The organism is Agrococcus beijingensis (genome assembly GCF_030758955.1).
GTDB lineage: Bacteria > Actinomycetota > Actinomycetes > Actinomycetales > Microbacteriaceae > Agrococcus > Agrococcus beijingensis.
In genome coordinates, this window is sequence record NZ_CP132360.1 from 147783 (window position 1) to 161848 (window position 14066).

Annotated in this window: 10 protein-coding genes; 9 read left to right on the forward strand and 1 reads right to left on the reverse strand. The window is 73.6% G+C overall.

The window, feature by feature from the left end:
- Positions 1–25 precede the first annotated feature (25 nt).
- Positions 26–1147, forward strand: coding sequence for a glycosyltransferase family 4 protein (locus Q9250_RS00690; protein ID WP_306232655.1), 1122 nt, complete (start codon positions 26–28; stop codon positions 1145–1147).
- Positions 1148–1233: 86 nt separating this feature from the next.
- A complete protein-coding gene (locus Q9250_RS00695; protein ID WP_306232656.1) occupies positions 1234–1998 on the forward strand; it encodes a polyprenol monophosphomannose synthase in 765 nt (254 codons plus the stop codon).
- On the opposite strand, the gene Q9250_RS00700 is transcribed toward Q9250_RS00695, so the two are convergent.
- The gene (locus Q9250_RS00700) at positions 1973–3151 is read right to left on the reverse strand and encodes an acyl-CoA dehydrogenase family protein (RefSeq protein WP_306232657.1); all 1179 of its coding nucleotides are present in this window, start codon (positions 3149–3151) and stop codon (positions 1973–1975) included. The genes Q9250_RS00695 and Q9250_RS00700 overlap by 26 nt on opposite strands.
- Before the next feature lie 124 nt (positions 3152–3275).
- Here Q9250_RS00700 and manA point away from each other — a divergent pair, with 124 nt between their 5' ends.
- The 7 genes from manA to Q9250_RS00735 all read left to right on the forward strand — a co-directional run bounded on the left by manA (position 3276) and on the right by Q9250_RS00735 (position 14039).
- Positions 3276–4391: a mannose-6-phosphate isomerase, class I gene (gene manA / locus Q9250_RS00705; RefSeq protein WP_306232658.1), complete on the forward strand. Its 1116-nt coding sequence runs from the start codon at positions 3276–3278 to the stop codon at positions 4389–4391.
- Positions 4392–4603: 212 nt separating this feature from the next.
- Positions 4604–4861 carry a WhiB family transcriptional regulator gene (locus Q9250_RS00710; RefSeq protein ID WP_306233875.1) on the forward strand — a complete coding sequence of 86 codons (258 nt, stop codon included), beginning with the start codon at positions 4604–4606 and terminating at the stop codon, positions 4859–4861.
- Between the two features lie 30 nt (positions 4862–4891).
- Positions 4892–6172: a glycosyltransferase family 2 protein gene (locus Q9250_RS00715; protein WP_306232659.1), complete on the forward strand. Its 1281-nt coding sequence runs from the start codon at positions 4892–4894 to the stop codon at positions 6170–6172.
- A 129-nt stretch (positions 6173–6301) separates the two neighbouring features.
- Positions 6302–8266 carry an acyltransferase family protein gene (locus Q9250_RS00720; protein ID WP_306232660.1) on the forward strand — a complete coding sequence of 655 codons (1965 nt, stop codon included), beginning with the start codon at positions 6302–6304 and terminating at the stop codon, positions 8264–8266.
- Positions 8267–8309: 43 nt separating this feature from the next.
- Positions 8310–9590 carry an O-antigen ligase family protein gene (locus tag Q9250_RS00725; RefSeq protein WP_306232661.1) on the forward strand — a complete coding sequence of 427 codons (1281 nt, stop codon included), beginning with the start codon at positions 8310–8312 and terminating at the stop codon, positions 9588–9590.
- A 64-nt stretch (positions 9591–9654) separates the two neighbouring features.
- Positions 9655–12429 carry a glycosyltransferase family 2 protein gene (locus Q9250_RS00730; RefSeq protein WP_306232662.1) on the forward strand — a complete coding sequence of 925 codons (2775 nt, stop codon included), beginning with the start codon at positions 9655–9657 and terminating at the stop codon, positions 12427–12429.
- Complete coding sequence (locus Q9250_RS00735) at positions 12420–14039, forward strand: DUF5719 family protein (protein ID WP_306232663.1); 1620 nt, start codon at positions 12420–12422, stop codon at positions 14037–14039. The genes Q9250_RS00730 and Q9250_RS00735 overlap by 10 nt, the downstream gene beginning before the upstream one ends.
- The last annotated feature ends 27 nt before the right edge of the window (positions 14040–14066 follow it).

Sequence of the window (14066 nt, forward strand, 5' to 3'; positions counted from 1 at the left end):
CCGGGGGCATGACAGCATGGAGGCCATGCCACGCCCCGTGACGGTCGCGTTCGACGACCAGATCTTCGTCGCCCAGCCGCGCGGCGGGGTCTCCAAGACGTTCGTCGAGATCGCCCGGCTGCTGCCGGAGTTCGACGTGCAGCCGATCTTCCTCTCGCGCTCGACCCGCAACGAGCACCTCGCCGAGAGCGGCTTCGTGCCGGCCGCGCCACCGCGCGGCCGCATCGCCGCCCGTGCGGCGTGGGTGGGGTGGCGCCTGATCGGGCATCCGCGCGAGCAGGCGGCGCGGCTGCCGCGGACGGACGTGCTGCACCACACCTTCACGCACCCGAGCTACCTCGGCCCCGTCGCCGCGCCGCGCGTCGTGAGCATCTACGACTTCATGCCCGAGCGCTTCCCCGAGCTGTTCCCGCTGGGCAATCCGCACTTCGCGAAGCGCCGGTTCGCCATGCGCAGCGACGCGATCCTGACGAACTCGCAGGCGACCACCGACGACCTGGCGAGGTTCTACGGCGCCGAGCTGCTCGACAGGACGACGGTCGCGCACCTCGGCGTGAGCGACGCGTTCCTGTCGGCGCCATCGGCGCCCATGGACCTGCCGGCCAAGTACCTGCTGTTCGTGGGTGTCCGCCGCGGCTACAAGGAGTTCTCGCGATTCCTGGCGGCCGCCGCACCGCTGCTCGACGAGGATGCCTCGCTGTCGCTCGTGATCGTCGGAGGAGGGGAGCTCTCCGACGACGAGCGGGCAGAGCTCGCCGGTCACGGCATCGGCCACCGGGCCGTCCACCTCCGGCCGGCGGACAGCGAGATGCGCACGGTCTACGCCCGCGCATCCGCCTTCGTCTTCCCCTCGCTCTACGAGGGCTTCGGCCTGCCGACCATCGAGTCGCTCGCCGCCGGCACGCCGGTGGTGCTCGCCGACGCCGGCTGCTCGCGAGAGGTGGGAGGGCCGCTCGCGCACCTCTTCACGCCCGGCGACGCCGAGTCGATGCGGGCCGCGCTGCGGCAGGCGCTCACCGAGCCGGCGCAGCGCCGAGCCGCGGAGGAGGGCCCGGCCTGGGCCGGTCGGTTCACCTGGCGCGAGACCGCACGGAAGCACGCGGAGGTCTACCGGCACCTGGTCGCCGACGCTGCCGGACGGCGGTGAGCCGGCGGGAGGCGCCGGCGCATCGCAGGGCATTCGCGGGCAGCCCGTGAGAGCATGAGCAGTCGCTCACCCCGGGACGGAGACAGATGACGCAGCCGCGCACGATCGTGCTCATGCCGACCTACGACGAGCGCGATGCGCTGCCGGTGACCGCCGAGCTGCTGCTCAAGGCGGTGCCCGATGTCACGCTGCTGGTGATCGACGACGGCAGTCCCGACGGCACGGGCGAGATCGCCGACGCGATGGCCGCGATCGACGAGCGCGTGCGCGTGCTGCACCGCACCGAGAAGGCCGGCCTCGGGGCGGCGTACCTCGCCGGCATGCGCGTGGCGCTCGACGAGGGCTTCGACCTGATCGTCGAGATGGACGCCGACGGGTCGCACCCCGCCACCGCGCTCCCGGCGATGCTCGCAGCGGCCGAGCACGCCGACCTGGTGATCGGCTCCCGCTGGGTCGACGGCGGCGGCATCGTCGACTGGCCGCTGCGCCGGCAGCTGATCAGCCGCGCCGGCACCTTCTACGCGCAGCTGGCGCTGGGCATCGACGTGGCCGACATGACGGCGGGCTACCGCGTCTACACCGCGCCCCTGCTGCGCCGCATCCTGGCAGCCAGCGTCACGAGCCAGGGCTACTGCTTCCAGATCGACATGACCCGCCGCTCCGCCGACCTCGGCGCGCGCATCGCCGAGGTGCCGATCACCTTCCGCGAGCGCGAGCTCGGCAGCTCGAAGATGTCCGGCGGCATCGTCGGCGAGGCGCTGCTGAAGACGACCGGCTGGGGCATCGGCCGCCGTGCCGCGCAGCTGGGCAACGCGGCCGACGCGATCAGGCGAAGGCTGACCGACCGGTGATCGCCTTGCCCACGATGAGCGAGTTCATCTGGGCCGTGCCCTCGTAGGTGTAGAGCGCCTCCGCGTCGACGAAGAATCGCGCCACGTCGTAGTCGGTGACGATCCCGTTGCCGCCGCACACCTCGCGGCACCACGCGACGACCTCGCGCATCCGCGTCGTCGTGAAGGTTTTCGCGAGCGCCGAGTGCGCATCGCTCTGCCTGCCCTCGTCGAGCATCCGCGACACCTGCACGCACATCGCGATCGAGGCGGTGATGTGGCCGAGCGACTTCGCCAGCAGATCCTGCACCAGCTGGTGCGCGGCGATCGGCTTGCCGAACTGCTCGCGCTCGGTCGTGTAGCGCAGCGCGGCCTCGTAGGCGCCCGCCATGACGCCCACGGCGCTCCACGCCACCTCGGCGCGCGTCAGCCGCAGCACCCGCGCGGTGTCGCGGAAGCTCTCCGCCCCCTGCAGCCGCAGCGACTCGGGCACCCGCACGCCGTCGAGCACGATGTGGCCGTTCTGCACCATCCGCAGCGCGATCTTCCGCTCGATCTTCGAGACCGAGAAGCCCGCGGTGTCGGTGGGCACGATGAAGCCCTTCACCTCGCCGTCGGCGACGTCGCGAGCCCAGACGACCACGATGTCGGCGTGCGTGGCGTTGCCGATCCAGCGCTTCTCGCCGTCGAGCACCCACTCGTCGCCCTCCCGCCGCGCCGTCGTGCGCAGGCCCTTCGACGCATCCGACCCCGACAGCGGCTCGGTGAGCCCGAAGCCGCCGATGATCGAGCAGTCGGCGATGCGCGGCAGCCACTCGGCGCGCTGCTCGGGCGAGCCGCCGACGCCGATGGAGCCGGCGACCAGGCCGTTCTGCACGGCTGCGAAGGTCGAGACGGATGCGTCGACACGGCTCATCTCGAGCGCGATCCAGCCCCGGTAGACGGCGGAGTTCTCGAACCGCGCGGTCTCGGCCCAGCCCGGACCCACGACGCCCAATGAGGCGATGCCCGGGATCAGGTGCATCGGGAACTCGTCGCGGTGCCAGTGCTCGTCGATCACGGGCCGCACCTGCTGCTCCATGAACGCGCGGATCTCGGCCAGCGAGGCCTGCTCGGCGTCGGTCAGGTCGTTCGCGAAGGCGTAGAAGTCGCTCTCGAGCGGTGTGAAAGGCATGGGTCCTCCGAGGCTGTACAGGCCGTCGTCGGCCGTCGTCGCCAGGCTATGCGGGCGGGCGCGGCCATCGGAGGGCCGTTGGTAGCCTGAGGCCAATCGTCGAGAGGACTCCGCCCACGTGTTTGTGCCCATCACCAACGAGCCCCGGGACTACGCGTGGGGCAGCACCGAGCTGCTCGCCGACTACCTCGGCCGCTCGGCGTCGGGCGGCCCGGAGGCCGAGCTCTGGCTGGGCGCGCACCCCGGATGCCCCGCGATGGTGACCGAGGGCGAGCACGCGGGCGTCGACCTGGGCGCGGCGATCGAGCGCGCGGGGCGGGCGCAGCCGTCGATCCTGCTGAAGGTGCTCGCCGCTGCGCAGCCGCTGTCGCTGCAGGCGCACCCGGATGCGTCGACGGCGCAGGCGGGATTCGCGCGCGAGGACGCGGCCGGCATCCCGCGCGATGCTCCGCATCGCAGCTACCGCGACCCGTTCGCCAAGCCGGAGCTGGTGGTCGCGGTGACGCAGTACGAGGCGCTCAGCGGCTTCCGGCCGGCAGCGGAGGCGCTCGCGGTGGTGCGGGCGATCGTGCGCCGCGACGATCGAGCCGCGCCGCTGCTCGAGCACCTGCAGGCGGGCGACGCGCTGTCCTGGCTGCTCTCGGGCGACCACGCGGTCGAGGCGGTCGTCGCCGCCGTGACCGCAGCGGCGCCGGCGCTCGCGGACGCGCACCCGGCCGAGGCCGACACGGTCGACCGGCTCGCGCGCACGCACCCGGGCGATCCCGGCATCGCCATCGCGCTGCTGCTCAACCGCGTCTCGCTCGCGCCGGGGGAGGCGCTGTTCCTGCCGGCGGGCAACCTGCACGCCTACCTCGAGGGCCTCGGCATCGAGCTGATGGGCCCCAGCGACAATGTGCTGCGAGGCGGGCTGACGCCCAAGCACGTCGACGTGCGCGAGCTGCTCGCGGTCGTCGACGCGGCGCCGCTGCACGAGCCCCGGCTGGCGGCGGTGCGGCTCGACGGCGCCACCGCCTATCGGCCCGCCGCGCCGTTCGAGCTGCGCAGCGTCACGGGAACCCACTCGGTTCCCGGCGGCCGCGCGCTGCTGCTCGCGATCGAGCCCGCGCTCGTCGAGGTCGACGGGGCGGTGCGCGAGGTGCCTGCCGGCGGCGGCGCGTGGATCGACACGGCGGATGCGTTCCGCGTCTCCTCGGGGCAGGCGTGGCTCGCGCTCGAGCGCGACACGCCGGACGCCTGACGCTCGAAGGGCGCGACACTCCTAGAATCCTCGACTTGACTCAGGGTGAACTACACCGGTGTAATTGGTGCATCGCAGGCCCGGCCGGGTGCCTGCAGGAACCGGGGGAAGCCATGCGAGAGGGAGTGCAGCGCAGCACGACAGCAGCGCGGGGCGTCGAAGAGGCCTCGCTGCATCGCGGCGTTCCCGCTGACTGGTTCGTCGACCCGATCATGCTCGGAGTGCCGGGCGTCCGCGACGAGGCGGACGACCACCCCCTGGGCTGGCAGGCCGACGCGCTGTGCGCGGAGACCGACCCCGAGGCGTTCTTCCCCGAGAAGGGCGGCTCGACGCGCGACGCGAAGCGCATCTGCGACGGCTGCGAGGTGCGCCAGCAGTGCCTCGAGTACGCGCTCGAGAACGACGAGCGCTTCGGCATCTGGGGCGGTCTGTCGGAGCGCGAGCGCCGCAAGCTCCGCAAGCTCGCGTAGCGCCGCCGCGCCGCTACTAGGCTCACCCCCATGACCGTCGTGATGACCATGATGGTGCGCGACGAGGCTGACATCATCGCCGCCACGATCGAGCACCATCTCGCCCAGGGCATCGACCGGATCCTTGTCACCGACAACGCGTCGGTCGACGGCACCCGCGAGATCCTGGCCGAGTACGCCGCCGTCGCCCCGGTGACCGTGTTCGACGACCCGGAGCATCGCAAGCAGCAGGCAGAGGTCGTCACGCGGATGGCTCGCCTCGCGTTCGCGGAGCACGGTGCCGACTGGGTCATCAACGGCGACGCCGACGAGTTCGTGCGCGCGGTCGACCCGGGCATGACCGTCGCCGAGGCGCTCGAGCGCACGCCGAAGTCGCTGCAGGCCTTCGCCGTGCCGGTCGTGAACCTGGTCGGGCAGATGGCTCGGCACGGCGCCGGCATCGGCCGCCTCGACCGACGCGATGAGCGTGGCCTCGAGGCCCTCCGGGCGGCCGGCGTGCATGCGCACCCGACGCCCAACGCGATCCATGTCGGCTCGGCCGACGTCGAGGTGGCGCAGGGCAACCACTTCGTCTCCCTCGAGTCGCATGGCGAGCCGCCGGTCGAGGCGGCGCTCGAGGTGCTGCACCTGCCGTGGCGCTCGTCGGCGCAGTTCGAGCGCAAGACCGAGAACATGGGTCGCGGCTACGACGCGAGCCCGCACCTGCGGCCGAGCGCCAACCACCACGGCATGCGCGACTGGCGCCGACAGCGGGCGGGCGTGCTGCTTCCCTTCCTCTCGCTGCGCATGCCCACGGCTGACGAGCTCGAGGCGCCCGGCTTCGTCATCGACGCGTCGCTCGCCGGGAGCCTGGGACGGCTCGACGCCGTGCTGCCGGAGCGGCTCGCCGCGGTGCTCGACGACAGCGGCGACGAGCCGTTCTCGTCGGCGGAGATCCGGGAGCTGCGCGAGCTCGCTCGGCTGCTCGCACCGCTCGACCAGGTCGCGCACGAGGAGCTCGTCGCGCTGCGCGAGGAGCTCGACGCCCGCAACGCCGAGCTCTACGAGCTGCGCGTGCAGGTCCAAGGGCTCGACGGCCTTCCCGGCCTCGACGAGCGCATCGGCCGTGAGCGCGAGGATGCCTGGAAGGAGGGCCTGGCGGCCGGCTTGCCGGCGCGCCGCGCCCTCGAGGGCCAGCTCGCCGATGTCCGTGAGCAGGCGGCGGCCGCCGCGCGCGAGCGCGACGAGGCCCACGCCCGGCTCGCAGCCCTGCGCGGGCACCCCGCGTTCCGCGCGGCGAAGGCGGTGCAGCGCGTCGTCCGGCCGCGCTGAGCCCGTCCCGCTGGCGATTCCGGTGCGAACGGCCGGGTCGTTTACGATGGAGGGATGAGCACGCCAACTTCTGAGAGCGTGCGCACGCCTCGCCGCGACGCCCCTGCGGCGACAGGAGCCCCCGTCCGCGTGAGCGCGGTGCGCCTCGACGTCCAGCTGCTGCGCGCCGTCGCGGTCGGCGCGGTCGTGCTCTACCACTTCTGGCCGGAGCGGTTCCCGGGCGGCTTCATCGGTGTCGACGTGTTCTTCGTCGTCTCCGGGCTGCTGATCACCGACCACCTGATGCGCGAGGCGGAGCGCACCGGCGGCATCCGCATCGTGCGCTTCTGGGCGCGCCGGGCGCGCCGCCTGCTGCCGCTCGCCTTCACCGTGCTGCTCGCGACCGTCGCCCTGCTGCTGTTCGTGATGCCCGCGTCGCAGCAGCGCCCGGGCATGCTCGGCGTGCTCTGGTCGAGCCTGTACGTGCAGAACTGGGCGCTCGCCGGCGACAGCACGAACTACCTCGCGCGCGACCAGCAGCCGCTGCTGACGCAGCACTTCTGGACCCTCTCGGCCGAGGAGCAGTTCTATCTCGTCTGGCCGCTGCTGCTCGTGCTCGCGATGTGGCTCGGCGCGAAGCTGCTGCGCGACCACCCGATGCGCCGGCGCCGCTCGGCCCTGCTGGCGATCATCGTGGTCGCGGTCGCCTCGCTCGCCCACTCGATCATCTTCACGGCCACCGATCCTGGCCCCGCGTACTTCGCGACCACCACGCGCGCCTGGGAGTTCGCGGCGGGAGCCCTGATCGCGTTCGTCCCCCGGGACTTCGCGTTCCTCCGGAACGGCCGGCTCCCGGCACGCATCGCGGCGTCCTGGGCGGGCATGCTGCTCATCGTCGGCACCACGCTGCTGCTGCCGACCGGCGCGCCCTTCCCGTCCGCCACCGCCCTGCTGCCGGTGCTCGGCGCGGTGCTGTGCCTGATGGCGGGCGACGTGCGCCGGGGCGACCCGACGCTGCTCGCGGGGGTGCGCCCGCTCACCTGGATCGGCGACATCTCCTACGGCGTCTACCTGTGGCACTGGCCGCTGCTCATCGCGGCACCCGTCGTGCTGGCCCAGCCGCTCGTCGCGTGGCAGAAGATCGTCCTGATCGGCATCGTGATCGGCCTCGCCGCGCTGAGCAAGCGCCTCATCGAGGACCCTGTGCGCTTCGCGCCGTTCTTCAGCGCACCCCCGTGGCGCAGCTTCGTGATCCCCCTGGTGGGCACTGCGGTCGTCGGCGCGCTCGTCGCGGGCTCGTTCGTCGTGTCGCAGGTGCGCGCCGACGAGGCGCGCGCGACGCTCGAGGCCGCGCGGGAAGCCGGCGTGGTCACGAACGACCCGAGCCTGCCGCTGGTGCCGACGGTGTCCGAGCGCGGCTCCGACTACGGCGCGATGTACGAGTGCTTCGACCTCGTCTACGCGGGCCTCGAGCCCTGCAGCTATGGCGACGAATCGTCGGAGACGCGCATCGCGATGGTCGGCGATTCGCACATGGCCCATCTGATCCCGGCGGTGCGAGCCGCCGTGGAGGAGCGCGGCTGGCACCTCACCACGTTCGTCGGCATGAACTGCGACAGCATGGTCTGGGACGCCTGCGCCGGGGGTCGCGACCGCTTCGCCGAGCTGGTCGACGGCGACTACGACGCCGTGCTCACCAGCTCCTTCCGCGGCTCCTACACGCCGATCGAGGAGGTCGATCTCTTCTGGCAGGAGCTCATCGCCGCCGACCAGCCGATCGTCCCCGTCGTCGACGTGCCGTTCCACGAGGTGCCTGCCTACGAGTGCATCGACGCCAGCGGCGGCGACGTGCTCGCCGCGGCCGCGTGCGCCTCGCCGAGGGCGACCGCGATCGACGGCCAGCCCGACCGCATGACGACGCTCGCGCAGCAGCACGGCGTCGAGACGCTCGACATGACCGACGCGTTCTGCGACGACACCGAGTGCGCGACCGTGATCCAGAACACCATCGTCTATCAGGACAGCCCGTCATCCCACCTCACGGCGTCGATGTCGACGCTGCTCGGCGGGCGCATCGGCGACGAGATCGAGCTGCGGCTCCTCGCCCAGGGCTGACGCCCGGCGCGCCGGTGGGCGGCGACCGTGGGACGATGGTCAGATGCCTCACCTGCGTCGTCGAGCTGCGCTCGCGACCTGGCTCATCGCGAACGCCGCCGCCGGCGACGCGCTGCGCAACGTCGTGGGCTACCCGGTCTGGGCGGCCCTCGCGCTGCTGACCTTCGTCTGGGTGTTCGTCGAGCTGGCGCTGCTGCGCATCAGGATCGCCAAGGTGCCGGTCTCGATCGTCATGCTCGTCGTGCTCGCCGCCGCCTCGGCCGTCTGGGCGCTCTCGCCCTGGTGGTCGCTCGTCGGCACGTTCGTGCTCGTCGGCATGGTCTCCAGCGCGATCTTCATCGCCTCGCTGCCGTACCGGCTGATCCTCGACATCGTCCACTGGAGCCTGCAGGCGCTGCTCGCCGCTTCGCTCGCCTTCGAGCTGTTCGTGGCGCTGGTGCTGCGGCGGCCGCTCTACCCCCTCTGGGCCGACTACCCGCCCGGCACGACGTCGGAGTGGCAGTGGTCGGGTGGCCTGATCCTCGAGGGCGGCCGAGTGCAGGGGGTCATGGGCAACGCCAATCTGCTCGCGATGGTCGCGCTCATCGCCCTGATCGTGGCCGGATGCCGCGGGGTCGCCGGGCTGGATCGTCTCTGGCCGCTCTGGGTCGCGCTGCCGCTCGTGAGCCTGCTGGTGGCGAAGAGCGCGACGGTCGCCTTCGCCGTCGTCGCGGTGGCCGTCATCGCCGGGCTCATCTTCGCCTGGGTGCGCTGGCGGGGCGCGACCTTCTACAGGATCTTCGCGATCGCGATCGCCGCGGGAGCCGTCGCGATCGCGCTGATCCTGGCCAACGGTTCCGCGGTCACCGAGTTCCTCGGCCGTGAGGTCGGCATGGCCTCGCGAGTCGCCATCTGGGAGCGCGTGCTCGGACTCGCGGCCGAGAGCCCCTTCGTCGGCGTCGGCTACCTGGGCTACTGGATGCCGTGGGTCGAGCCGTTCGGCGAGCTCGGCCGGCTGGGAGACACCGTCTACCTGCACGCGCACAACGTCTGGCTCGACGTCTTCCTCCAGCTCGGCGTCGTCGGGCTGATCGTCTGGCTGACGGTGCAGGGCCGCGCGCTCATCAACTGCCTCGGCACGATGTACCGCTCGCCCCGCAGCGACTACGCGATGAACGCCGCGCCGCTGCTGATCTGGGTGGCGCTGTTCGTGCAGGGCTTCACCGAGTCGCGCCCGTGGATCGAGTACGGCATGATCCTGCTGCTCATCTTCGCGATCGGTCGCAGGCGACGGGAGATCGCGCCGCGGGCGCCGCGCACCGTCGCGATGCCCGTGCTCGACTGACCGATCGGGCGGCACACCGACCGCAACCATCGGACCGGGCGCGGTTCGCGCCTAGCCTTGCCGAGTGCATCCGAGGGTCTTCGTCGTGCTCGCGGCCAGCAATGGCGCCGCGTACCTGCCGGCGACCCTCGCCGCGATCGCCGCGCAGACCGTATCGCCCGAGCACCTCATCGCCGTCGACGGCGCCTCGAAGGACGACTCGCGGGCGCTGCTCGAGGCATCGAGCGCCCGCAGCGTCGTGGTGGCGCCCCGGCTGCCGTACGGGCAGCTGATCGGGAAGGGCGTCGCGTCGCTGCCGGCCGCCGAGGACGGCGACTGGCTCTGGCTGCTCGCCCACGACGCGGCGCCGCACCCGCGCGCGCTGCAGGCGCTGCTCGCCCACGTCGATGCCCACCCGAGCGTGGTCGTCGTGGGCCCGAAGGTGATGCGGGCGGATGTGGCCGACCGCTTCGCCGAGTTCGGGCAGACGGTCACGCCGTTCGGCCGCAGCCTGCTGCTGCACGAGGGCGAGCTCGACCAGGGGCAGCACGACGACGACTCGGACCGCCTGGGCGTGGCGGAGACGGGGATGCTCGTGCGTCGCGACGTGTTCGCGGCGGTCGGCGGCTTCGACCCCGCGCTCGGCTCGATCGACGCCGGCCTCGACCTCGGCGTGCGCGCCAGGCTCGCCGGTCACCGGGTGGCCGTCGAGCCGCGGGCGCGCGTGCGTCGCGCCGGAGGCCCCGAGCACTTCGCCGCCCGCTCGGTGAGCGACGCGCAGCGGGTGGCGATCTCGCGACGCGCGCAGCTGCATCGGCGGCTCGCCTACGCCAACCCCGTCGCGCTCGTGCTGCACTGGCTGCTGCTGCTGCCGCTCGCGCTGCTGCGCTCGGTCGCGCACCTGCTGGCGAAGCGGCCGGCTGCCGTGCTGGCCGAGTGGCGCGCGACGATCGTGACGCTCGTCGCGCTGGCCGCCGTCGCGCGGGCCAGATCGCGCATCGCCAGATCGCGCACCGTCGGCTGGGCGGCGCTGCGTGGCCTGCGGGCCTCCTGGCGATCGGTGCGCTCCCAGCGGCGAGCGCTCGGTGACCCGGGCTCGATGGATCGCGTCGTCGACGAGCGGGTCGGATTCGTGGAGGGCGCGGGCCTCTGGGTGACCTCGCTGGCGCTGATCGTCGGCGTCGTGCTGCTGCCCCAGCTGATCGGCGCGGGTGCCGCGACCGGCGGCGCGCTGATCCCGCTCGCGGACTCGCTCGGCGCCGTGTGGTCGAACGCGCTGCTCGGCACTCGCGACGCGTTCGGCGAGGTCGTCGGGCCGGCCGACCCGCAGACGGTGGTGCTCGCGCTGCTCGGCTCGCTGACGCCGTGGGAGCCGTCGACCGCGATCGTGATCCTGCTCTTCCTCGCCCCGGCCATCGCCTCGGTGACCGCCTTCTTCGCCGCGCGACGGCTCACGCTGTCGCGCTGGGTGCCCGCGGTGGTGGCCGCCGTCTGGTCGCTCTCGCCGGTGCTGCTCGCCGCGGTCGCCGACGGTCGCCTCGGCGCGCTCATCGCCCACCTCGCGCTGCCGCTCGCGGTCACGGGCCTGCTGCGGGCGCACGCCTCGTGGCGCAGCGCCGGCGCCGCCGCGATCCCGCTGGCGCTGGTCGTCGCCGGGGCGCCGGTGCTGCTGCCCATGGTGCTGCTGCTCGTGCTGACGGCGGCCGGGCTCGGCTGGCGGTCGCCGCTGCGCCCGCTCGCGGCCCTGCTGCCCGCAGCGCTGCTCATCGCACCGGTGGTCGTCGCCCGGTGGCGGGAGGGCAGGTCGCTCGCGGCGCTCGCCGACCCAGGAGTGCCGCTGCGCGCCGACCCTCCGAGCGTCGTCGATCTCGCGCTGCTCAGCCCCGACGGCACGCTGTCGGCGCTGGAGCCCGCGCTGGCGGCGCTGCTGCCGGGCGTGGACGCTGCCTGGATCGCCCTCGCGCTGATCGTGCCGCTCGCGCTGTCGGCGCTCGTCGGCGTCGTCCTCCGGCCCTCGGCGGCATGGCCTTGGGTGCTGGCGCTGCTGGGCGGGTTCGCCACAGCCGTCGCCGCCTCGAGGCTGGCGCTCACCACGCTCGACGGCGAACCGGTCGCGGTGTGGGCGGGCTCGGGCCTCTCGCTCGTGCTGCTCTCGCTCCTCGCGCTCGGCGTGCTGGCCGCCGACGTCGACGACCGCCCTGCTGCAGCGCCGGGCGCGCTCGTCGCGCTCGTCGCGGTCGCCACCGCGGTGCCGCTGATCGCCGGCACGTTCCTGTCGCCCTCCGCGCTGACGCCGGCGCCTGAACGCCGGATGCCCGCATTCGTCGACGCCGCGGCCGCGCAGGATCCCGGCGTGGGCACGCTCGTGCTGCGCCCGCTGGCCGAGGGCGTGCTCGCGGTCGACGTCGAGCGCGGCGGCGGTCGCACGCTCGACGCGCTGTCGACCACGCAGCTCACGCGCGAGGCGGTGAGCCCGGCCGAGGCCGAGCTGGCGCAGACGGCCGTCGATCTGGCGGCAGGAGGCGATGTCGACGTCACCGCCCTGCTCGACGATCTCGGCGTGCGCTTCGTGCTGCTCGAGGAGGAGCGCCAGGGCGCCGCGGGCGCGCACGACCGGGCGCAGCGCTCGCTCGACGCTCGCGGCGACCTGCAGTCGATCGGCCAGACCGAGGCGGGGCTGCTGTGGCAGCGCCTCGAGGCGCAGACCGCGCAGCGGGAGCCCTCGCCCGCCGGGGCCGGCTGGCTGCTTGCGGCGCAGCTCCTGGCGCTCGTCGGCGCCGTCATCGCGGCGCTGCCGTCGCTGCGCCGCGGCGCGAGGGCGCGCACGAGGCGACTGGCAGGATCGGGGGAGTGGCAGTGACCGGACGGGACGACGCGCGCGAGGACGCCTCGACGCCGGAGGACGGGCTGCCGCTCGACGACTCGCAGCAGTTCGACGACCCCTCGCCCATCGACGACGTCGCGGAGCCGCGCGAGCACGAGCCGACCGCGGCAGAGCGCAGCGTCGAGGCGGAGGCCGAGGCCAGCGGCGACATCGCCAGCGACGTCGCGCTCACCGACCGCGAGGCTGCCGCGAACGATGCGGCGGAGACGTCGCGCCGCGCCGCCCGACGCGACATCGCGCGCTGGAGCCTGCGCGCGCTCGCCGGTGTCGCCGCGGCGGCGCTCGGCGTGGGCGCGGTGCTCGGGGCGAACGCGCTGCCGCCGACGGCGCGAGTGCAGGCCGAGGCGCCGACCACGCACGTGCAGCCCGCGTCGCCGCTGCAGTCGCGCGTCTGCGCCGGTCCGGCGCTGCGCGTCGGATCCTCGGACGGTCAGGACGCGCTCGCCATCGCCTCGCTCGCCGAGCCGTCGGTGGCGGTCGGCAGCCTGGGCGGCCAGATCGACCGGTCGAGCCTCGTGGTCGAGAGCCAGCAGGGTGTCGTCGGCAGCGCTGCGATCTCGCAGCGCGGCGAGGCCTCGACACTCTCTGCGACGCAGAGCCTGACGCTTCCCGGCGGCGAGGCGCGCGGCTTCGCCGCCAGCGAGTGCGCAGAGACCAGCCTCGACCAATGGCTCGTCGGCGGCTCGACCAGGACCGGTCGGCAGAGCGTCCTCACCATCGCGAACGCGGCGCTCGTGAGCGCCAGCGTCGACGTGACGGTCTTCGGCGCGGACGGACCGGTCGAGGCGGTCGGCTCGAGCGGCATCTCGGTGCGCCCGGGCACCGAGGTCGTGCTCGACCTCGCGGCCCTGGCTCCCGGCGTCGCCGATGCCGTGGTGCGCGTCACCTCGGTCGGCGCCCCGGTGGCCGCTCATCTGCAGCAGACCACCACGCGCGGCCTGGAGCCGGGCGGCTTCGACATCGTCGACCCGGTGCAGGCGCTGACCGGCGCGGTGCTGCCCGGCGTCGAGATCCCCGCTCCGACAGGGGTCGGCACGCAGCCCGACTTCGACGACGCGGTGCCGGTGCTGCGCCTGCTGTCGGTCGACGGCGGCCCCGTGCGCCTCGCGTTCCGGTCGGAGGACGGGTCGACGATCGAGTCGGAGGGCCAGCTCCAGCCCGGCCTGGTCACCGACTTCCCCCTCGACGAGATCCCGCCCGGCACCACCACCATCCGCGTCGATGCCGACGGCCCCGTCGTCGCCGGTGCCCGCGCGGTCGCGTCGTCGGCGGAGGGCGTGGACTTCGACTGGATCTCCGGCGGGCAGCCGCGCAGCGGGGCATCGTCGATCGCCGTCCCCGGCGGCCTGCCGGCGCTGCTGCATGTCGCGAGCGCGTCGGAGGCCGACCAGGAGATCACCGTCGGCGGCGTGCCCGTCTTGCTGCCCGCAGGCGGCGTGCACGAGCAGGCCGTCGCCGAGGGCGCGGTCGAGGTGACCGGTGACGACATCGTGGTCGCGGTCACCTATCGCGACGCCAGCCGGGTCGGCGGCTTCACCGCCAGCCCGCAGGGCCCGACGGCGCAGGGCGTGACGGTCGTCCACTGACCGCCGGCCCGCGCGCCGCGCGAGGCA

Excerpts from the sequence above, each read along its gene's own strand:
- Q9250_RS00725 (WP_306232661.1), top strand. The coding sequence starts at position 8,310 with ATGCCTCACCTGCGTCGTCGAGCTGCGCTCGCGACCTGGCTCATCGCG.
- Q9250_RS00700 (WP_306232657.1), bottom strand. The coding sequence starts at position 3,151 with ATGCCTTTCACACCGCTCGAGAGCGACTTCTACGCCTTCGCGAACGAC.
- Q9250_RS00710 (WP_306233875.1), top strand. The coding sequence starts at position 4,604 with ATGCTCGGAGTGCCGGGCGTCCGCGACGAGGCGGACGACCACCCCCTG.
- Q9250_RS00690 (WP_306232655.1), top strand. The coding sequence starts at position 26 with ATGCCACGCCCCGTGACGGTCGCGTTCGACGACCAGATCTTCGTCGCC.
- Q9250_RS00695 (WP_306232656.1), top strand. The coding sequence starts at position 1,234 with ATGACGCAGCCGCGCACGATCGTGCTCATGCCGACCTACGACGAGCGC.
- Q9250_RS00715 (WP_306232659.1), top strand. The coding sequence starts at position 4,892 with ATGACCGTCGTGATGACCATGATGGTGCGCGACGAGGCTGACATCATC.